This window comes from Kineosporia succinea (genome assembly GCF_030811555.1).
Lineage (GTDB): Bacteria > Actinomycetota > Actinomycetes > Actinomycetales > Kineosporiaceae > Kineosporia > Kineosporia succinea.
Window position 1 is genome coordinate 4290918 of the sequence record NZ_JAUSQZ010000001.1, and the last position, 19558, is coordinate 4310475.

Annotated in this window: 18 protein-coding genes and 1 pseudogene; 14 read left to right on the plus strand and 5 right to left on the minus strand. The window is 70.0% G+C overall.

Annotated features, from left to right (window positions below; translation table 11 throughout):
• Positions 1–83: 83 nt before the first annotated feature.
• The 10 genes from J2S57_RS18525 to J2S57_RS18570 all read left to right on the plus strand — a co-directional run bounded on the left by J2S57_RS18525 (position 84) and on the right by J2S57_RS18570 (position 10293).
• Positions 84–839 (plus strand): DedA family protein, encoded by a 756-nt coding sequence (locus tag J2S57_RS18525; protein ID WP_307244626.1) that lies wholly within the window; start codon positions 84–86, stop codon positions 837–839.
• Positions 840–948: 109 nt separating this feature from the next.
• Complete coding sequence (locus J2S57_RS18530; RefSeq protein WP_307244628.1) at positions 949–2184, plus strand: MATE family efflux transporter; 1236 nt, start codon at positions 949–951, stop codon at positions 2182–2184.
• Between the two features lie 90 nt (positions 2185–2274).
• Positions 2275–3783, plus strand: a complete 1509-nt coding sequence (locus J2S57_RS18535) for a SulP family inorganic anion transporter (RefSeq protein ID WP_307244630.1) — start codon at positions 2275–2277, stop codon at positions 3781–3783.
• Between the two features lie 139 nt (positions 3784–3922).
• Positions 3923–4699 carry a hypothetical protein gene (locus J2S57_RS18540; RefSeq protein WP_307244633.1) on the plus strand — a complete coding sequence of 259 codons (777 nt, stop codon included), beginning with the start codon at positions 3923–3925 and terminating at the stop codon, positions 4697–4699.
• Positions 4696–5127, plus strand: a complete 432-nt coding sequence (locus J2S57_RS18545) for a phage holin family protein (RefSeq protein ID WP_307244635.1) — start codon at positions 4696–4698, stop codon at positions 5125–5127. Before J2S57_RS18540 ends, J2S57_RS18545 begins: the two co-directional genes overlap by 4 nt.
• The gene (locus J2S57_RS18550) at positions 5124–5831 is read left to right on the plus strand and encodes a DUF3618 domain-containing protein (RefSeq protein ID WP_307244637.1); all 708 of its coding nucleotides are present in this window, start codon (positions 5124–5126) and stop codon (positions 5829–5831) included. Before J2S57_RS18545 ends, J2S57_RS18550 begins: the two co-directional genes overlap by 4 nt.
• A 121-nt stretch (positions 5832–5952) precedes the next feature.
• Complete coding sequence (locus J2S57_RS18555) at positions 5953–6750, plus strand: SDR family oxidoreductase (RefSeq protein WP_307244639.1); 798 nt, start codon at positions 5953–5955, stop codon at positions 6748–6750.
• A complete protein-coding gene (locus J2S57_RS18560; protein WP_307244641.1) occupies positions 6750–8186 on the plus strand; it encodes a glycoside hydrolase family 15 protein in 1437 nt (478 codons plus the stop codon). The genes J2S57_RS18555 and J2S57_RS18560 overlap by 1 nt, the downstream gene beginning before the upstream one ends.
• Before the next feature lie 149 nt (positions 8187–8335).
• Positions 8336–9367 (plus strand): glycoside hydrolase family 26 protein, encoded by a 1032-nt coding sequence (locus tag J2S57_RS18565; protein ID WP_307244643.1) that lies wholly within the window; start codon positions 8336–8338, stop codon positions 9365–9367.
• A 194-nt stretch (positions 9368–9561) separates the two neighbouring features.
• Positions 9562–10293: a SprT-like domain-containing protein gene (locus J2S57_RS18570; protein WP_307244645.1), complete on the plus strand. Its 732-nt coding sequence runs from the start codon at positions 9562–9564 to the stop codon at positions 10291–10293.
• A 173-nt stretch (positions 10294–10466) separates the two neighbouring features.
• On the opposite strand, the gene J2S57_RS18575 is transcribed toward J2S57_RS18570, so the two are convergent.
• Both J2S57_RS18575 and J2S57_RS18580 read right to left on the minus strand, forming a co-directional pair.
• Positions 10467–12689 carry a putative bifunctional diguanylate cyclase/phosphodiesterase gene (locus J2S57_RS18575; protein WP_307244646.1) on the minus strand — a complete coding sequence of 741 codons (2223 nt, stop codon included), beginning with the start codon at positions 12687–12689 and terminating at the stop codon, positions 10467–10469.
• A 59-nt stretch (positions 12690–12748) separates the two neighbouring features.
• The gene (locus J2S57_RS18580) at positions 12749–12961 is read right to left on the minus strand and encodes an RNA-binding S4 domain-containing protein (RefSeq protein ID WP_307244648.1); all 213 of its coding nucleotides are present in this window, start codon (positions 12959–12961) and stop codon (positions 12749–12751) included.
• Between the two features lie 44 nt (positions 12962–13005).
• Here J2S57_RS18580 and J2S57_RS35360 point away from each other — a divergent pair.
• From J2S57_RS35360 to def, 3 genes and pseudogenes are all read left to right on the plus strand, one after another.
• Positions 13006–13353 (plus strand): annotated as a pseudogene (locus J2S57_RS35360) (DNA polymerase ligase N-terminal domain-containing protein); the annotation flags it as partial.
• Positions 13354–13392: 39 nt separating this feature from the next.
• Positions 13393–13602 (plus strand): hypervirulence associated TUDOR domain-containing protein, encoded by a 210-nt coding sequence (locus J2S57_RS35365; RefSeq protein WP_370882673.1) that lies wholly within the window; start codon positions 13393–13395, stop codon positions 13600–13602.
• A gap of 14 nt (positions 13603–13616) precedes the next feature.
• Positions 13617–14123, plus strand: coding sequence for a peptide deformylase (gene def / locus J2S57_RS18590; protein WP_307244653.1), 507 nt, complete (start codon positions 13617–13619; stop codon positions 14121–14123).
• Positions 14124–14279: 156 nt separating this feature from the next.
• On the opposite strand, the gene J2S57_RS35370 is transcribed toward def, so the two are convergent.
• Both J2S57_RS35370 and J2S57_RS18595 read right to left on the minus strand, forming a co-directional pair.
• Positions 14280–14489 (minus strand): DUF397 domain-containing protein, encoded by a 210-nt coding sequence (locus J2S57_RS35370; protein ID WP_370882486.1) that lies wholly within the window; start codon positions 14487–14489, stop codon positions 14280–14282.
• Positions 14440–15396 carry a helix-turn-helix domain-containing protein gene (locus tag J2S57_RS18595; RefSeq protein WP_307244656.1) on the minus strand — a complete coding sequence of 319 codons (957 nt, stop codon included), beginning with the start codon at positions 15394–15396 and terminating at the stop codon, positions 14440–14442. Before J2S57_RS18595 ends, J2S57_RS35370 begins: the two co-directional genes overlap by 50 nt.
• A 218-nt stretch (positions 15397–15614) precedes the next feature.
• Between J2S57_RS18595 and J2S57_RS18600 the strand changes: the two genes are divergently transcribed.
• Positions 15615–16142, plus strand: a complete 528-nt coding sequence (locus tag J2S57_RS18600; protein WP_307244658.1) for a hypothetical protein — start codon at positions 15615–15617, stop codon at positions 16140–16142.
• Between the two features lie 1239 nt (positions 16143–17381).
• Here the strand turns inward: J2S57_RS18600 and J2S57_RS18605 are convergent.
• Positions 17382–19544, minus strand: coding sequence for a RecQ family ATP-dependent DNA helicase (locus tag J2S57_RS18605; protein ID WP_307251075.1), 2163 nt, complete (start codon positions 19542–19544; stop codon positions 17382–17384).
• Positions 19545–19558: the final 14 nt, after the last annotated feature.

Genomic DNA, 19558 nt, shown 5'->3' on the forward strand with positions numbered 1-19558 from the left:
CCTTCTGAGGCCCGTCGGGGTGACCCCGGTAACGAAATCCACGGATCGGGAACTCTCCGGCCGCCCGGCGCCGTCGAGAAGGTGTGACTGCCCTCGCTCTGACACCGACGACAGCCCTGCCGCCGGCGCTTCTGGCGTCCAGCCGCGACTCCTCCGAGGCCGAGGCCCACACCTCGGAGATGGGGGGTCTGACCGGCTGGGTGCTGGACATGACCGCCGAGCTGGGGGCGATCGGAGTCGGCGCGCTCAGCTTCCTCGAGGTGGTGTTCCCGCCGATCCCCAGCGAGATCGTGCTGCCGCTGGCCGGTTACCAGGTGCAGGTCGGCGGGCTGAACCTGGTGGCCGTCTTCACACTCGCCACGGCCGGGTCGGTGCTCGGCTCGCTGGTGCTCTACTGGCTCGGCGCGAAGATCGGCCTGGAGCGTGCGGCCCGGCTCGCGGCCAGGATCCCGCTGGTCGACCCGGGTGACGTGTACGCCTCGGCCGAGTGGTTCAACAAGTACGACTCGGTGGCCGTCTTCACCGGCCGGTTCGTGCCCGGGGTGCGCAGCCTGATCTCGCTGCCGGCGGGTGCCGCCGGCATGTCGCTGTGGAAGTTCACCGGGTGGACGCTGCTGGGCACCGGTATCTGGAACGCGATCCTGATCGGTGCCGGCATGGCCCTCGGCACGCAGTACGAGAAGGTCGAGGCCTACGCGGGCTGGCTCGACTACATCCTCTACGCCGCCGTCCTCGGGCTGCTGGCCTTCGGCATCGGGCGCCGCATCGTGCAGTACCGCCGCACTCCGTCGCGGCACGGCACCGACCCCAGGGCGCGTCAGTCCTCCGAGCGGGTGTGACCCTTCCGGCGGATTGCCGGAACCGGATTCGCGTGATGTCGGCGCGTTCTCAGCGCTGACCGTCTAATCTCTCGCCGCGTAAGGGTTCGGGCGGCGGTGGGGGTGACGGTTGACGCAGGTCCTCGGGGACGGGGTGGTCACCCTCGCGCGTCCGCGGCCCGGATGGCGCGTGGCCGACCAGGTGCTGTCCAGCCTCACCGTGGCCGGGCTGTCGTTCGCGGTGGCCCGCACGGTGGAGGCCCACGTCTTCGGGGTGCTCGGTCTGGTGCTGCTGGTGGCCGGGTTCGCTCTCGGCATCACCCGGGCCCTGGTCAGTGACGTCTATCTGATCCAGTTCGGTGACGTCATGCCGCGGGTGCGGCGTCAGGCCGCCCGGGACGCGACCGGCGCCGCCGTGGCGCTGGGTCTGGCCTCGGGGGCGCTGTGCTGCCTGATGTCGGCCGTGCTGCCCGGTCATCAGACGCGGATGGCGGTGTTCGCCGTCGGCCTGGCCCTGCCCGGTCTGCTCGTGCAGGACTGCTTCCGCTTCGTCTTCATCGCGGCCGGGCGCGCGGCGCCCGCCCTGGTGCTCGCGCTGACCGGGTCCGCGGTGCAGCTGACCGTGGTCGCGCTGATCATCCGCTCCGGGCAGCACTCGACGGTCGGGGTCACAGCCGGCTGGGGAACGGCCGCCCTGCTCACCGCCGCCCTCGGCTGCGCGCTGGCCCGGCTCACCCCGTCGCTGCGCCAGGTCCCGGTGTGGTTCGCCCTGAACCGTCACCTCACGGTGCGCCTGAGCGTGGAGTACCTGCTCGGCCTCGGCTCGCTCTACCTCGCCTACTGCCTGATCGGCGCGGTGGTGGGGATCTCGGCCATCGGTGCGCTCTGGGCCGCGCAGATGTTCCTGGTGCCGGCCTACCTCGTGATCAGCGGCACTGTGGCGTTGCTGCGCGAGCCCTTCGCCCGGCGGGCGGAACAAGGACGTCCTCTGGTGCGTCCCGCCGTGGTCACCGGGCTGCTGCTGGCCACCGTCACCGCACTGTGGGGGCTGGCTCTGGTGGCACTGCCCGACCGGCTCGGGTTCCATCTCACTGGCGAGAGCTGGGAGGGGGCCAGCACGGTGCTCGAGCCGGCCGTGATCGGCGTGGTGCTGGTGGGTCTGGCTGTCGGCCCGGCCCTTGCGTTGCGGGCGCAGGGGCGAGGTGACCGGGTGCGCCGCGCGTCGCTGGTGCGGGCCGTTCTGCTGCTCGCGCTCGGCATGATCGGGGCTGACCTCGGCGGGGTGAGCGGTGCGGCGGTGGGGCTGGTCGTGGCGCACGCGGTGGGCGCCGTCACGCTCTGGGGAATCCTCCTCCGGCGCGTGTGACTCAGGCCACCGGGCCCGAGCTCTAGAATTTGGTTCGGACAACACTTCCGCGACGTTAGAGTTCTGCGGACTTCGCTGAAAGGTAGGGCCATGAGCGCCGTTCTCGCCGATCCGTCGGCCACCGGTTCGGGGGCGGGACGACCTCGCCGTCCCGAGTGGCTGCGCTCGTGGACGGTGCTGCGCATCGAGATCCTCGCCGGCCTGGTCACCGCGCTCGCGCTGATCCCCGAGGTGATCTCGTTCTCGATCGTGGCCGGGCTCGACCCGCGCGTCGGGCTGTTCACGTCGTTCGTCATGGCCGTCGTCATCGCCTTCACCGGCGGTCGCCCGGGCATGGTGACGGCCGCGGCCGGGTCGGTGGCGCTGGTGATCGCGCCGCTGTCGAAGGAGCACGGGCTGCAGTACGTCATCGCGGCCGTGCTGCTGGGCGGCGCGATCCAGTTCGTGCTGGCGGTGCTCGGGGTGGCCAAGCTGATGCGGTTCATCCCGCGCAGCGTGATGATCGGCTTCGTCAACGCGCTCGCGATCCTGATCTTCAGCGCCCAACTGCGGCATCTCGTCGACGTGCCGTTCCTGGTCTACCCGCTGCTGGTGCTCTCGATCGTGATCATCGTGTTCGTGCCGCGGGTCTTCACCGCCGTTCCGGCGCAGCTGATCTCGATCGTCGTGGTGACGGCGCTGGGCATCGGCTTCAGCCTGAAGGTGCCGACCGTGGGGGACGAGGGGGCCCTGCCCGACGGCCTGCCGCTGCCCGGTCTGCCCGACGTGCCGTGGACGCTCGACACCCTGACCACGATCCTGCCCTACGCGCTCGGCCTGGCCCTGGTCGGTCTGCTCGAGACGCTGCTGACGGCCAAGCTGGTCGACGACATCACCGACACCGGCTCGGACAAGACCCGGGAGTCGTGGGGTCTCGGCGTGGCCAACCTGGCGGCCGGGTTCTTCGGCGGCATGGGCGGCTGCGCGATGATCGGCCAGACCATGATCAACGTGAAGAGCGGCGGGCGGCACCGGCTCAGCACCTTCCTGGCCGGTTTCTGGCTGCTCGTGCTGGTTCTCGTGCTCGGGCCGGTGGTGTCGCGGATGCCGATGGTGGCACTCGTCGCGGTGATGGTCGTGGTCGCGGCCACCACCTTCGACTGGCACAGTGTGCGGCCGGCCACCCTGAGGCGGATGCCGCGCAGCGAGACCGCGGTGATGGTCGTGACCGTGGCCGTCACGGTGGCCACGAACAACCTGGCCTACGGCGTGATCATCGGGGTCGTCGCCGCCATGGTGCTCTTCGCGCGCCGGGTGGCCCACCTGGTGTCGGTCACGTCGCAGACGAGCCCGGACGGGTCGGTGAAGACCTACCAGGTGCACGGGCAGCTGTTCTTCGCCTCCAGCAACGACATCGTGCACCAGTTCGACTACGCGAACGACCCGGAGCGGGTCGTGGTCGACCTGTCCACGGCGCACATCTGGGACGCGTCGTCGGTCGCGGCGATGGACGCGATCCAGACCAAGTACGCCGGGCGCGGCAAGGAGGTCACGATCGTGGGGATGAACCCGAACAGCGAGGCGTTCCACGACCGGCTGGCGGGGACGCTCGGCAGCTGATCCACCGGCTCGTCGCCCGGCTGATCCGGTGCGGCGGGGGGAATTTGTCCGGTTGCATGATCCCTGTCGGGTGCAAGGCTCGGCGCGAGTGCAGACAGCCGCTCGGCTTATCGCGCATCACATTCCTTGCGAGGCTTGTATGGCCGACGAATTCGGTGTGCCGACGCACGCCACGAACGCTTCCACCTCGAACTCCACCTCCACGACCACCACGGAGGCGGCCAGGGAACAGGCCGCCGGGGTCGGGCACGGTGCCGCCGACGCGGGCCGGCGCGTGGCCGGAGTGGCCGGTGAACAGGCTGCCGGGGTCGCCTCGGAGGCCGCTGACCAGGCGAGGAACTTCTACACGCAGACCCGCCAGGAGCTGGGCACGCAAGCGTCCTCGCAGCAGCAGCGCCTGGCCGGGAGTGTCCGCTCGCTGAGCACCCAGCTGGGGTCGATGGCCGACCGCTCCGAGTCCGGCATCGCCACCGACCTGGTGCGCGAGGCCTCGGGACGGGCCCAGGACGTGGCCGGATGGCTCGAGCAGCGCGATCCCGGCGCGGTCGCACAGGAGGTCAAGGACTTCGCGCGGCGCCGCCCGGGCACCTTCCTGGCCATCGCCGCCGGGGCCGGCCTGGTGGTGGGCCGGCTCACCCGGGGCGCGATCAGCGAGGCCCGCAACGACTCCTCCGGCAGCGACTCCGGCAGCGACTCGGGCGCCGGGTCGCCGGTGGTTGCGGGAACTGCCGCTGCACCGGTGGCGGGCAGCTCGGGCACCCCGGTGGGCGGTTACGCCCAGCCGGTCCCGGCGGTGCCGGCCGAGCCCGTCACCTACCCCACCTACGAGCGGTACGAGGACGAGGACGAGATCCCGCGCTACGAGGAAACCGTTCCCGGCAGCGGGTTCCCGGCCGACCGGAGGCAGGGACTGTGACCACCCCGTCGGGCGCGCCGGTACCGCAACCGACCCCCTCGGGGGAGTCGCCGTCCGTCGGTGAGCTCCTCGGTGACGTCACTCGCGACCTCTCCACGCTGATGCGGCAGGAGGTCGAGCTGGCCAAGGCCGAACTGCGCCAGTCGGCCAGGCAGTCCGGCAGGGGGGCCGGGATGCTCGGCGCCGCCGGGGTCGTCGGCCATCTCGCGGTCGTCTTCGGGCTCATCGCCGTCTGGTGGGGGCTGGGCAACGAGATCGGCCGCGGCTGGTCCGGTCTGGTGGTGGCGGTCGTGCTGGCCGTGATCGCCGCCGGGCTGGGCGTTCTCGGCCGTAACCAGGTGAGGGCGGCGCCGGGCCTGCCGCGCACGACCGAGAGCGTGAAACACATCCCGGACGCCGTGAAGGGCAACGAGGGGAGCATCCGATGAGCCAGCCGACGAGTGGTGTCACACCGGCGCGGACGCCGGAGGAGATCCGGGCGGAGATCGAGAACACCCGCCAGGAACTGAGCACCGACGTGAACACGCTGGCCGAGACGGTCCGGCCCGGGAACGTCGCCCGGCGCCAGGTGGACCGGGCGAAGGACCGGGCCGGGAGCGTCCGCGACCGGGTGATGGGAACCGCAGGCACCGCGAAGGAGAAGGTCATGGGTACCGCCACGAGCGCCGGGCAGGGCACGTCCTCCACCCTCGGCGACGCGAGATCGGCCGTGGGCGAGGCGGCTTCGGCGTCGCAGCAGGCCGTGGCGTCGGCGGCCTCGTCGTCGCAGCAGGCCGTGGCCGCGGCTCCCGGGGCGGTCAGGGCACGCACCGAGGGGAGCCCGCTGGCCGCCGGGCTGATCGCGTTCGGCGCGGGCTGGCTGCTCGGGTCACTGCTGCCGGCCACCCGCCCGGAGGAGCGGGCCGCGGTGGCGCTGAAGGAGAACGCGTCCACCCTGACCGCCCCGGCCACCGAGGTCGCCAGGGAGATCGGCGAGCACCTGCAGGGCGACGCGCAGGAGGCGGCCGAGACGGTGAGGTCGACCGCCCTCGATGCCACCCGGACGGTGAAGGAGGAGGCCGTCGAGGCCGGGCAGGACGTGAAGGAGCAGGGCGTGCAGGCGAAGGACCGGGTGCGGGAGACCCGCTCCTGACGATCTGAGCGGGTCCTCGTGCGAGGGGGCGGATCGGGCATGATCACGGCAGGGTGGTTTGCTGTTCGTGATCACGCCCGGTCCGTTCCCTCAGCCGCACGTGGAATGTGGAGGTCCCGCCATGCCGTTCCAGCCGGTCACCGCCGTCGTCACCGGGGCCCAGTCGGGGATCGGCCGGGCCACCGCGCTGACCCTGGCCGAGGCCGGGCTCGACGTGGGTATCACCTGGTTCGACGACGAGGCCGCCGCTCGCCGCACCGCCGATGACATCACCGCGCTCGGCCGCCGGGTGGCCGTGGCCCGGCTCGACACCGGGGCTCCGGAGACCTGCGCCGCGGTGGTCGAGGAGCTGGCCGCCGAGCTCGGCGGGCTGCACGTCTTCGTCAACAACGCCGGGACCGGCCAGGCCACACCGTTTCTCGAGATGGGCCTGGGCGAGTGGCGGCGGATCGTGGCCGTCGACCTGGACGGGGCGTTCGCCTGCGTGCAGGCCGCGGCGCGGCTCGTGGTCGCGGCCGGCGCCGGGGGCCGCATCGTCGCGGTGACGAGCGTGCACGAGCACCAGCCGCGGGTCGGGGCGTCGGCCTACGACGCGGCCAAGGCCGGGCTGGGCGCGCTGGTGAAGACCGCGGCGCTCGAGCTGGCGTCGCACGGCATCACCGTGAACAGCGTCGCCCCGGGCGAGATCGCGACCGCGATGAACAAGATGGAGGGCGTGGACCCGCACGGTCTGCACCGGCCCGGTATCCCGCTGGGCCGGCCCGGTGATCCGCGGGAGGTGGCCGCGGTCATCGCCTTCCTGGCCTCCCCGGCGGCCGGCTACGTCACCGGGGCCTCCTACGCGGTGGACGGCGGCATGCTGCAGATGGGGCCGCAGGGCGGGTCGCACCTGACGTCGGACGACTGGCGACAGGGCTGATGCTCGACGTCGCCCCCTCGACGCACGTCTCCACCCAGGCCGGCGAGGTGCCCGCCCGGTCAACCGGAACGTCCACCGTCAAACGGGTTCTGCGGGCCCTGGCGATCGTGGGCGTGCTGCTGCTGATCACGGGGCTGGTGACGCGCATCAGCCAGCACCGCGAGCGCTTCGAGAACGCGACCGTGCCGCTGATGACCGCGGTGGTGGCGATCGGGCCGGATGGTGCACGGATCGCGATCGGGCCGGACACCGACCCCTCGGTGGTGGAGTTCTTCCCGGGAACCCGGGTGCTGACACCGGATTCGGCTGCCGCACTGACCCGCACCACGGTCACCCCGGAGAGCACACGGTCGGTGACCGAGCAGGCTCGCGCCCAGCGTCAGTGGATCGAGGCGGGCACGATCCCGGGCGGCGAGGACGGGCCGTACGCGGAGATGGTCGAGACCGCGCTGCTCGACATGCACACACTGCTCTACGCGAACGGCGCCTCGCTGGCGGCCTGGCCGGCCGCCTGGCGGTACGTCTGGCCCCGGGACGCCGCGTTCGTGGCGGTCGCGCTGGTGGAGTCCGGGCATCCGGACGACGCCCGGCGGGTGCTGCAGTTCCTGCAGCGACAACAGCCCTCCGACGGGGTTTTCGAGGCGCGCTACCGGCCGGAGGAGGACGGGGTTCCGGACGCCCGGGGCAAGCAGACGGACGGGGTGGGCTGGGTTCTGTGGGCGACCCTCCGGCTCGTGGACTCGCTGCCCACGGCCGAGGCGGCCGAGGTGCTGGCCACGCTGGAACCGATGATCGACGCGTCCACCGATGCCGCCCTGCGCCTGACCGACACCGCCGACGCCCTGCCGCCCGCCTCCCAGGACTACTGGGAGGTGCCGATGTACCGGCTGAGTCTGGGCACGGCCGCGCCGATCGCGCTGGGGCTGCGCTCGGCGGCACGGCTGCAGGGGATGCTCGGCGAGCGCACGACGTCCCGCTCGGCCGAGGGCCGGGCCCGCAAGCTGCAGGAGAGCATCACCGCGGAGTTCGGCGTGCACGGGTATCCGCGCGAGCTGGGTGGTGACGTGCCGGACGCGTCCGTCGCCTTCCTGCTGCCCCCCTTCACCGACCGGGCGGCACCGTCGGTGCTGCGGGCCTGGCACCGGGCGGCGCGTGGGATGCGCCGGGCCGCGGGCGGTCTGGCGCCGGGCGTGGGCTGGCGCGACGACGGCATCAGCTGGAGCCCGCAGACCTCGCTGTTCGCGCTGACCGCGGCGTCGGTGGGGGAGAAGGGGACGGCGCGGGGGTGGATGGACTGGCTGCGTGACCACCGCACCGGTTACGGAGCGATTCCGGAGAAGGTGCTCAGCACCGGGGCGCCGGCTGGTCCGGCGCCGCTGGCGTGGTCGGACGCGGTCGTGGTGATGACGGCCGGACGACTCCGAGATCTGGCGTAGGAGTACTTGAGTCGGGTCTTCGGGCAGGGTTCGCACGTCTCATCAGACGTCTTTTCGCGCGGAGGTCTCGGGAGCCTCTGTGGTTACGGAGTGGAGTGCTACCGTCACGTCTGGTAACCCTTCCTGATCTTCGTGCCCCCGAGGATGTCGTGAAAAACAGACGCTGGCTCTCGTTCGGAGTCGTCTCGTCCATCAGCCTCGGCGTGGCCGCGGTCCTGGCCGTCACCACCCTGACCGGCGCCGCGCCCGCCACGGCGGTGACTCCCAGGATCTCGTCGAAGCAGTCCGGCATGCCCTGGGCCAGTGGCTCGTTCATGCCCAGCTTCGTGCCCTCGGCCCAGGTCGACTTCGGCACCCAGCGCGGGGCCAAGTCCGACGTCGCGGTGACCTATTCGGGCCGCGTGACCTGGAACGACATCAAGAACCCGGCCTGGCTCTGGCACCAGTGGAAAGACGCGCCGCAGACGCTGGTCATCAGCAGCGCGCCGTTCCCGGAGAACCAGGGCAACACCCTGGCCGCCTGCGCCAACGGCAAGTACGACAAGTACTGGAAGGAGTTCGGCGCCAACGCCGTCAAGGCGGGGATGTCCGACCGCACCGTCGTGCGCCTGGCCTGGGAGTTCAACGGCACCTGGGTGGAGTGGGCGGCGTACAACCCGAACACCTTCGTCAAGTGCTGGCGCCGGATCTTCAACGCGGCCGAGAGCAAGGCCCCGCGGCTGCGCTGGGACTGGACCGTCAACCGCGGCATCGGCGACGCGCTCAGTGACGCGACCAAGGCCTGGCCCGGCAAGAAGTACGTGGACTACGTCGGGGTCGACAGCTACGACGGGTATCCCGCCGTCAAGACCAAGGCCGCCTGGGAGAAGCAGCTCAACGGCAACCAGGGGCTGAACTACTGGGCCGCGTTCGCCAAGCGCAAGGGCAAGCGGCTCAGCGTTCCCGAGTGGGGGCTCTACCCGGGCTATGCCTGGAAGGGCAACGGCGGGGGTGACAATGCCAACTACATGGCGAAGATGTTCTCGTTCTTCCGGTCGAAGCGCGGCAACATGGCCTACGAGGCGTACTTCAACGACACCGATCCGGCGCACGCCGGAGCGCTCAGCCTCAACCCCCGGGGCCGTGCGGAGTACCGCAAACAGGTCAAGTCGGCGATCCGGCTGGCGAAGGCCTCCAAGTAGCCCTCCCGTAGCTCTCGGCAGTCTCTTCGCAGCGCATTGTGCGCCTGTCGCCTCCCGTTGAAAAGTGCTAGCGGACAGTGATGTTCGCCGCTGGAAGAACTTTTCCGCAGATACGGTGCCGTGGTGCCAAGTTGTCGGTGGGGGCGCCTACTCTCATCCTCACCTACGGATCGTTTGGTGAGGGAGCGGCAAGGGTGGAGCTCATCCAGGCGCGAGCGCTCGCTGTCGGGCTCATGAGGCGCTACGGGCTGTCCGACTGGCGTCTCGTGTTCGACAACGCCAAGACACGGGCCGGCATCTGCCGGGCGGTACCCCGGGAGATCGGCCTCAGCCGGGTGCTGATCCAGCTGCACACCCGGGCCGAGGTGACCGAGACGGTGCTGCACGAGATCGCACACGCGCTGGTCGGCCCGGCGCACGGGCACGACGAGGTCTGGCAGGCCCAGGCCCGGGCCATCGGCTGCTCGGGCACCCGGTGCCTGCCGCAAGACGCGCCGCGCCCGCCCGGGCCGTGGAAGGGCACCTGCCCGAGCGGGCACTCGATCACGCGGCACCGGCAGCCGATCCGGGTGCAGTCGTGCGGTGAGTGCTCGCGGTCGTTCGACCCGGCCACGCTGCTGGAGTGGACGCGTCACGGCGAGGTCGTGCCGATGCACCCGAGCTACGTGGCCGAGCGGCGCTGGGTGCTGCAGCGGGTGCACCGGCGGGCCGCCCCGGCGGTCGCGGCGCGGGGTGCGCTGCCCGAGCCGCCGGTCACCGGCCGCGATGCCGCACTCTTCCCGATCGGCACCCGGGTGCGGCTGATCTGCCCGGGCAAGTACGCCGACAGCGTGGGCAAGGTGGTCAAGATCGGCCGCACGCGCTACCACGTGCAGGTGCGGCGCCAGCTGCTCACCGTGCCGTTCCCGCAGGTCGAGAAGTACTGAGGGCTTCCCTGCGGATCATTGCCTGACGAGGGACACCCGGGCCACCCGGTGTGCGCTCGACGACAGAGACACCCCCTATACCGATCGGGTATAGGGGGTGTCTCTGTGTTCCAGACGCCCCAGCCGCAGTCCTGGCACCTCCGCAGGTCGGACCTCAACCACAGGACAGTCCCTCAGAACGGCGCCACCGTGCGGTAACTGACGAGGTCGGCGGAGCCGCCCAGCTCGTTCGTCGGGCGGGAGAGGAGCTCGTGCACGCCGGCCTCGTCCACCGGGCGTGACCAGTAGTAGCCCTGGCCGATCGGGCAGCGCACCTGTCGCAGCCAGGCCGCCTGCTCGGCCACCTCCACCCCCTCGGCCACGGTGGAGAGGTTCATCGTGTGGCTCATCGCGATGATCGCCTCGGTCACGCTGGCGCCCTGGGCGTCGGAGGCGACCCGGTCGATGAACGACTTGTCCACCTTGAGCACGTCGATGGGCAGCTCGGTCAGATAGGCCAGGGAGCTGTACCCGGTGCCGAAGTCGTCGATGGCGACCCGAACCCCTCGTGAGCGCAACTGCGCGAGCCGCGGGATGACGTCCTCAAGATCCTGCAGCACCACGCTCTCGGTGATCTCCAGGGTGAGGCGGTCGGCGGGCAGGCCGGACTCGGCGAGCGCCCGGTTGACCTGCTCGACGAAGTCGGGCCGCACCAGCTGCTGGGCCGAGATGTTGACGGCCATGGTGGGGCGGCGCCAGTCGTTCTGCAGCACCACGGCGAAGCGGGTGGCCTCGAAGAGCACCCAGGTGTTGAGCTGCACCACCAGGCCGGTCTCCTCGGCCATCGGCACGAAGGCGGCGGGGGAGAGCAGGCCTCGCACCGGGTGCTGCCAGCGCACCAGGGCCTCGAAGCCGACGATCTTGCCGGTCTCCAGCTCCACGGTCGGCTGGTAGTGCAGGAGCAGTTCGTTGCTGAAGATGGCGCGCTGCAGATCGGCGCGCAGTTCCAGGCGGTCGAGGGCCTCGGCGTGCAGGCGGGAGTCGTAGGCCGCGACCGTCGACTTGCCGCGGTCCTTGGCCGAGTACATCGCCACGTCGGCGTTGCGCAGGGCCTCCTCGCTGCTGATCTCACCGGGGACGGCCTCGGCCAGGCCGACACTGGCGGTGACCGGCATGCGGGTGCCGTCGATGACGACCGGCTCGGCGATCACGTCGACGAGCTGGTTGGCCAGGGTCTCGGCCTCAGCCAGGCCGGCGGATTCGAGCAGGATGGCGAACTCGTCGCCGCCGAGGCGGGCTGCGGTGTCGCCGGGACGGGTGTGACGGCGGATGCGCCGGCCCACGACTTCCAGCACCTGGTCGCCCATGCCGTGGCCGAGACGGTCGTTGATGTTCTTGAAGTCGTCGAGGTCGATGAACATGACGACGAGGGGACGCGTGGCTCCCGCCCGGCGCACCAGGGCGTGGGAGAGGCGGTCGGCGAAGAGCTGGCGGTTGGCGAGGCCGGTGAGGGAGTCGTGAAAGGCCTGGTGGGTGAGGCGTTCCTCGAGGGCGTGGCGTTCGGTGACGTCGCGGAAGGTCAGCACGAATCCGCCCACGACCTCCTCGTGCAGCAGGTTCGCGAGCATCCCCTCGACCACGAGCAGGCGTCCGTCGGCGTGGCGCATCCAGAACTTGACCGCGGCGTCCTCACCGGCCTTGAGGGTGGCCAGGAGGTGCACGAGGCGGTTGACGTCCTCGGGCTGGAGCAGGGTGGCGAGGCGGGTGCCGAGCAGGTCGTCGGCGGGGATGCCGAGAACGGTGCGGGCCGAGGGGCTGACGAAGCTGGTGCGGGTGTCGAGGTCGAAGACGGTGACGACGTCGGTGCCGTTCTGCACCAGGGCGAGAAGACGCTGTTCGCTGGCGGTCACGGCTTCCTGCTCGGTGACGGCCTGCTGCAGGGTGCGGTGACGCTGGACCAGACGGCGGAACCAGGCGAACCAGCCGATCGAGACGATGACCAGCAGGGACGCGTAGATCAGTTTCGCCTGGCGGTCGAGGGAGCGCTGGCGGTCGGCGAGGGTGACGCCGAGGGCGTGGACCTGGGAGGCGAGGGTGTTCTGGCCGGCCTGACGGACGCCTTCGAGGTCTTCGCGGGGGACGCCCGCCCTCTCGAGAGCGTCGAGTTCGCGGGTGATGTCCGGGATCTGGCCGTTGTCGATGACCTGCTGCTCGAGCCGGGCCTGGAGCAACTGCTGGCGCTGCACCGGTTCGTCCCGCGTGTACACGCCCACCAGGAGACCGAACTCGGCCAGGACCAGGGCGATGGTGAAGACGAAGGTGATGGTGACGCGAATGGGGGACGCGGTGGGGGACGTGTCCGTCCGGCTGAGTTTCGTGTGTCGGTCGGTGTCGCTGGTGTCAGTGTCGACGCTCACGCCGGATGCCCCCTCCCCGTCGAGCGACCATCGGCCCGGCGGGGCGGGGGCTTGAGCTCTCAGGCCTGGGTCACGGTCCAGCTGCCGCTGGCGGTGGTGACGACGTCACCCGGGCGGAGCTTGCGGCCCCGGCGGGTCTCCGGCTCGCCGTTCACGTCCACGTCGCCGGAGGCGATCATGAGCTTGGCGTCACCACCGGTGTCGATGGCCCCGGCGAGCTTGAGGAAGGAACCGAGGGGGATGTACTCGTCACTGATCTCGACTTCTGGCACAGGGCCATGATGCCGCCGGGGTGTTCGTCGTCCCAAAATGAGCCGTGGAATCTCACCGGCCGGCCTTCGTGCTCCATGACCACCGCGTCCCCCGGCCCCACTTCGACCTGAGGCTCGAGCAGGACGGCGTGCTGCGCTCGTGGGCGGTGCCGAGAGGACTGCCCGACTCGCCCGGGCGCAACCGCCTGGCGGTGGCCGTGCCCGATCACGGGCTCGACCATCTCACCTACACGGACGAGAACAAGTTCATCGCCGACATCGGATGGTGGGAGGAGAACGACCGCAACGAGAAGCGATTCGTGTTCACACTGCACGGCCGGGTCGGGGTGGTGCGGTACGCGTTGATCCGTACCGATCGGGACTGGTTGCTGCACCGGACGAAGGAGCAACCTCGACTGGCAGGTGTTTCGCCGGGGTCCGAGCCTGGTGCGATGTCGCAGATCACGGTGGGGGACAAGGTCACCTGGAAGACGCCCCAGGGACCGACGCACGGCACGGTGGTGGAGGTGCGCACCAAGGACTTCCAGCTCGCGAAGCAGAAGTTCACGGCCGACGAGGACGAGCCCATGTTCATCGTCGAGAGCGAGAAGAGCGGGGCCCGGGCGGCGCACAGGGCGGAGGCACTGAGCAAGCGATCGTGATCTAGATTGGGTGGGTGGCGAAGCGGAAGACGACGAAACGGCCGGCCTCGATCCGTCAGCTCGGTGACCCGGTGCTGCGCACCAAGGCCGACCCGGTCAGAGTGTTCGACGCGGCGCTGGCCGAGACGGTCGATCTGATGTTCGCGAGCATGTACGAGGCCCAGGGGGTCGGGCTGGCGGCGAACCAGATCGGGCTGAGTCACTCGCTGTTCGTCATGGACTGCGAGGGGGTCGTGGCGGTCGTGGCCAATCCCCGGCTGACCTTCGTGTCCGAGGAACGGGAGACGGGGCCCGAGGGGTGCCTGTCGGTGTCCGGGCACCAGTACCCCACGTCACGTGCGGTGCGGGCCACGGTGGTGGGGCAGGACGAGACCGGCGCGGAGATCGAGATCACCGGTGAGGGTGAGGTCGCGCGCTGCCTGCAGCACGAGACCGACCATCTGATCGGCAAGGTCTATCTCGACCGGTTGTCGGGTGACGTGCGTAAACAGGCTCGGGCCGAGGTCGAAACCGCTCGCTGACCGGCGCCGATCGTTATTGCGGCTGCTTTCGTGCGTTGTTTCTTGAGGCTTGAATATTTGCCGCTTTAACCGGCTGGGCCGGGGGCCGGTGAACTTTCCGGTGCATTCACCGGCCCCCGGTTTCACCGCTCACTCTCCGCTGTCTGAAGAGCTGCTCTAGATGTCGAACTCGCCGTCCCTGGCGCCACCGACGAACGCCTCCCACTCTGCGCGAGTGAAGGTGAACGGTGTGACATCTGGGTTCTTGCTGTCACGCAAGAGAACGTTCCCCGTGCTTGGCAGCAGGTTCGTGGCTACCTCGACGCACGCGTTGCCATTACCGCTGCGGCTGCTCTTGAACCATTCGGGAGTGAGGTTCTCCGTCACTATGCAGTCCTTCCAGGAAGGTGATGATCAGCAGACGACTCGCGTCCGGGTCCAGGCAATTCTTCTGGACGTCCGACCAGACCAGTCGGTAACTGTCTACCTCGGCGGGTTTGGTCAGATACATGGCGCCAGTCAGCAAGTCAGAGTACGCCATTGGTGGTTCCAGCGGTTCGTCGGTGATCGGGTCGCGGGGGAAATGCAGCAGAATGAATGCGCCGCTCGCGACGCCTCCGTGCATTCCCGCCGCCCAGGGAACGATGCTTAGTTCGACGTTGAGGCGCTGGGTCACGTCGAGCAGGTGCTGGAGCTGTTCCTCCGCGATGGCGCGGCCCATGCCGAGCAGGCGGTGCAGCACGGCCTCGCCCATGGCGACCTCGAGACGGGGAGCCATGGGGCGGGTGAGCAGGGACTGGCGTTCGAGCCGGGCCTGAACGCGGCGGGCGGCCTCGTCGGCGGCGACGAAGCCCGGAGGGACCTGCATGACCCGCTCCGCGTACGATTTGGTCTGCAGCAGGCCGGGAACCAGCTCCTGCTCGTAGTACTGGATGACGGCGGCGGAGTCTTCGAGCGAGACGTACATCGCGAACCACGGAGGCAGTGACGTCTCGGTGTAGTCGTGCCACCAGGACTTGCGAGGTCCGAGGCGCGTCTCCGCGGTGAGGGCCATGAGCACCTCGCGGTCGGTGTCGGTGGCCCGGTACTGCTCCAGCATGTGGCGCACCTGGACGTCGCGGAACTTCACGCCGTCGGTGCCGTTCTCCATGCGGATGAGAGTGGACTTGCTCAGCTCGACCCGTTCCGCGGCCTGGTCCTGGGTGAGCCCGGCCTGTACGCGCAACCGTTCGAACTGGCGGCCGATGTGGCGGCGTAGCAAGGCGATTCCGATGGCCCCGGCAGGTTCAGCCATGGTGCTTGACCTTTCCATCTGATTCATCTTGTCAGGCAATTGAACACCATCTACCAGCGAGTCTGATTAGGTTGCAGTGATTTGCCGACAGTTTTTCAGCAAACCGCTTCTGATAGTTGTCAATTCGCCGGGGAAGGAGTTAGATGCCGTCATCTCGAGAAGTGCGGGGTTGATTGATCTTCGCTCGTGCTGCGAGCTCCAACTGCGAGAGAGGCGCGGTGGTGGAGAATTCAGGGGGATCTGTTCCTGATGTGAAGGCTGGGATTGTCGTGGGGCGTGAACGGCTGCTCCGTGATCCCGGTGGTGAAACGAGCGCTGTTCGTGATCTTCCGCTTCAGGCGGCGCGTGCCTCCGTAACCCGTCGAGGTGTCAACGGTGTCACCGTTTCCGGCGCCAATTCGGTTGTCTCGACGTTGATCCCGAGAATTCTCGGGTCTGCGTCGGACGGTGCCGGGGAATGGGTGGGCCGTTTCCGCATCGACCTGGTGAACGGTCGAGGCTGGCCCGCGCCACCCGCCGAGGTCGAGGTCCGGCGCGAAAGTGTGCATGTCCGGCACGAATTGGTGGAGGTCGCCGTGATGCCGCGGCGGATCTTCGCCGATTGGCTCTCGAACGCCGCCGCCGGCCCGATGAAGGTGGGCAACGTCGTGTGGGCCACCCGGCTGGAGGCGCTGGTCCTGACCGTGGGCAGTGCCTGCTATCGGCTGACCGACGACTCGCGGCGCCAGGTCGTGCTGCTCGTATGACCTGCTCCTGGCCTGGCCCCGTCGCTTCTGGCCCCGCTGTTTCTGGCCCGGCCGTTACTGGCCCCGTCGCTTCTGACTCGGCCGCTTCTGGAGTGGTCGCCTTCTTCGTTCGGCGATCGCGCCCTGACCGTTCGCCGCCGACGTGACCTTGCCGGCCGTCGGCTGTTCGCGATCTGAGGTTCTGCTGTATCTCCTGAGAGACAGGGGCTTTGGCTACTGATGGCCCGGCTGGTGGGGTCGGCTTCCGGCCTCGCGCGCTGGCTGACTGAAGTGGCTGCCTCAAGCGGCTGACCTACTGGCTGACCTACTACCGCCTGTCTTGCGGACTGACCTACTGCCTGTCTTACAGACCGACTTGCCGGCTGGCCGCGGTATGGCTCTGTTTCCGGACTCGCTGTTCCCCGACTTTCGATTCGCCGTCGCCGATCTCGATGACGAGTCCCCTTGAACGGCTCGGCCCCCACTGGCGCGTATCCCTCCACGCGTCTGTCCTGGTTGGACGCGGTGGGGGCCGAGTCTTTTTGCCCGCCGAGCCGCTCGTCGCATGTGCCCGTTAGGGCAAGTGATCCGCCCACATGCTGCCTTCGTGAGTGGTAGTGGAAGTGCGGCCTGCTGTCGACTGGGTATGGGCGCTGGACTCGGATGGTGGTGCTTTCGATTATCGATAATCGAAAGCACCACCATCTTGCCTCCCGCACCGCCGCCCCAAAAGCACGGCAGCGGTGTGGGGAGAGGGCTCTCCGGTAGCGCTCGCACAATGCCGGAAGGGTTTGCCTGGCTGCCCATGAATCGGGAAGGTCGCTGCTGAGTCCCGGGCGGCCGGCTCCAGGCAAGGCGACCAGCTCCGGGCAGGGCGGCCAGCTCCGGGCAGGGCGGCCAGCTCCGGGCAGGGCGGCCAGCTCGAGCGGGTCGGAGCAGGGTCAGAGCGGGCCGGGTCGGAGCGAGCCGGGTCGGCCGGGGCGGGCGGGTCAGAGCGGCCGGGTCAGAGCGGGCCGGGTCAGAGCGGGCCGGGTCAGAGCGGGCCGGGCTGGCCAGGTCAGAGCAGGTCAGAGCAGGTCAGAGCAGGTCAGAGCAGGTCAGAGCAGGTCAGAGCAGGCCGGGGCCGCCGCGTCGGAGCGAGCCGTGGCGGCCTAGGCGGGCGGGGTCAGAGCGGGCCGGGGGTGGCGGGGCGGGCAGGTCAGAGCAGGCCGGGGCGGGCAGGTATGGGCGGGGACTGGGCCCATACCTGCCCCGGATGTCTTAGCCGGCGGCCAGGACCAGCGGACGGACCGCCGTGGCTCCCGCCTGACGCAGCTGCCGGGCGGCGACCGTGAGCGTCCAGCCGGTGATGGTGCGGTCGTCGATGAGGAGGACTGACCGTCCTTCGACGCCGCCTGCCGACCCGGGGCCGGTCTCGGTGGGCTCGGGTTCGCTCGGAGTCAGCTGATAGCGGTTGGCCACGGCCTTGACCCGGTGTGCCGAGTTCGCGGCGCCCTCTCCCGGGGTGGACGCGGGGTCTGGCACCAGCCGGGCCGTGATGGGCAGGCGCAGGTACTTGGACAGGCCCTCGGCGAGGTGCCGGACCAGCTGCGGCCGGGAGACCGACTCGATCACCACGATGCAGTCGGGCCGCTCGGGCAGTTCCCAGGCATCGATCACCGCGACGATGGCGTGTCGCAGCGGCACTGGCACCTCGCCGTCAGGCGTCTCGGGGTTGAAGAGCGCCCGCAGTTGCGCACCCCAGCCGAGATCGGTGACTCCTGCGATCGCGCGCCCGGTCTCGGCCTGCTCGCCCGGCGCGATGCGGCCCTTCAACGGCACGCCGAGCTCGGCCATGCCGTTCGGCCACTGCCGCCGCGCGTCGACCGCCACACCTGGCCGGTTCAGCACCTCTCCGGCGGTCTCGACGTCGGACCCGTCCACCGTCAGTTCGAACTGGACCCCACCACAGCGGTCGCAGCGCCCGCAGGCCTCGGCGACCGCGTCGTCCAAAGTGCGCCGCAAGAACTGCATCCGGCACCCGGACGTGTTGACGTAATCGAGCATCGACTGCTCTTCGGCCCGTCGGGTGGCCCGCACCCGCTCGTACCGCTCCTCGTCGTACTGCCACGGCTGACCGGTGCTGAGCCAGCCACCACGCACCCGCTGCACCGCACCGTCGACGTCGAGCACCTTCAGCATCATGTCCAGCCGGGAGCGGCTCAGGTCGACCTGGGTCTCCAGCAGCATCGTCGACATCGGCCCGTCGCGCCCGGCCAGCGCATCGAGCGTGGCCCGCACCTGGTGCTCGGCAGGAAAAGCGAGACCCGCGAAGTAGTTCCAGACCTCACGATCTTCGCGGCCCGGCAGCAGCACCACCGTCGCCTGCGAGAGCCCACGCCCCGCACGGCCCACCTGCTGGTAATAGGCGATCGGCGAGGGCGGCGCCCCGAGGTGGATCACGAACCCCAGGTCAGGCTTGTCGAAACCCATGCCCAGCGCCGAGGTCGCGACCAGCGCCTTGACCCGGTTGCCCAGCAGATCGGCCTCAGCGGTGCGGCGCTGGGTCTCCTCGGTCTGCCCGGAGTAGGCCGCCACCTCGTAACCGGCCGCCCGCAGGTGCTCCGAGACCTGCTCGGTCGCCGCGACCGTGAGGCAGTAGATGATGCCTGAGCCGGGAAGGGTCTTGAGGTTCTCGGCGAGCCAGGCCAGACGCTGTGCGGGAGAGGGTAGTTCGACCACCCCGAGGTGCAGCGAGTCCCGGTCGAGCGTGCCCCGCAGAACCAGCACATCGTCAAGCGTCGACGTGCCGGTGACCGACAACTGCTCGGCGACGTCGGCCGTCACCCGTTCGTTGGCCGTGGCCGTGGTGGCCAGCACCGGCACCCCGGCCGGCAACTCGGCCAGCAGCGTGCGGATACGCCGGTAGTCGGGCCGGAAGTCGTGCCCCCAGTCGGAGACACAGTGCGCCTCGTCGATCACGACCAGGCCGGTGGCACCCGTCAGCTGGGGGAGCGCCCGCTCGCGGAAGTCGGGGTTGTTCAGCCGCTCCGGTGACACGAGCAGCACGTCAACCTCACCGGCGTCGATCGCGCGGTAGACCTCGGCCCACTCGTCGAGGTTCGACGAGTTGACCGTGACAGCGCGGATGCCCGCCCGCTCGGCCGCCGCGATCTGGTTGCGCATCAGCGCCAGCAGCGGCGAGATGATGATCGTGGGGCCGACCCCGGCCGCCCGCAGCAGGGCGGTGGCCACGAAGTACACCGCCGACTTACCCCAGCCGGTGCGCTGCACCACCAGGGCCCGCCGGTGATCGACCACCAGCGCCTCGATCGCCGCCCACTGATCGTCGTGCAGCCGGGCCTCCGGCCGCCCGACCAGCGCGCGCAGCGACTCCTCCGCGCGGTCGCGGACCTCTTGGTTACGGCTCGCCGCAGCTGTCATCGTCACACCACCGA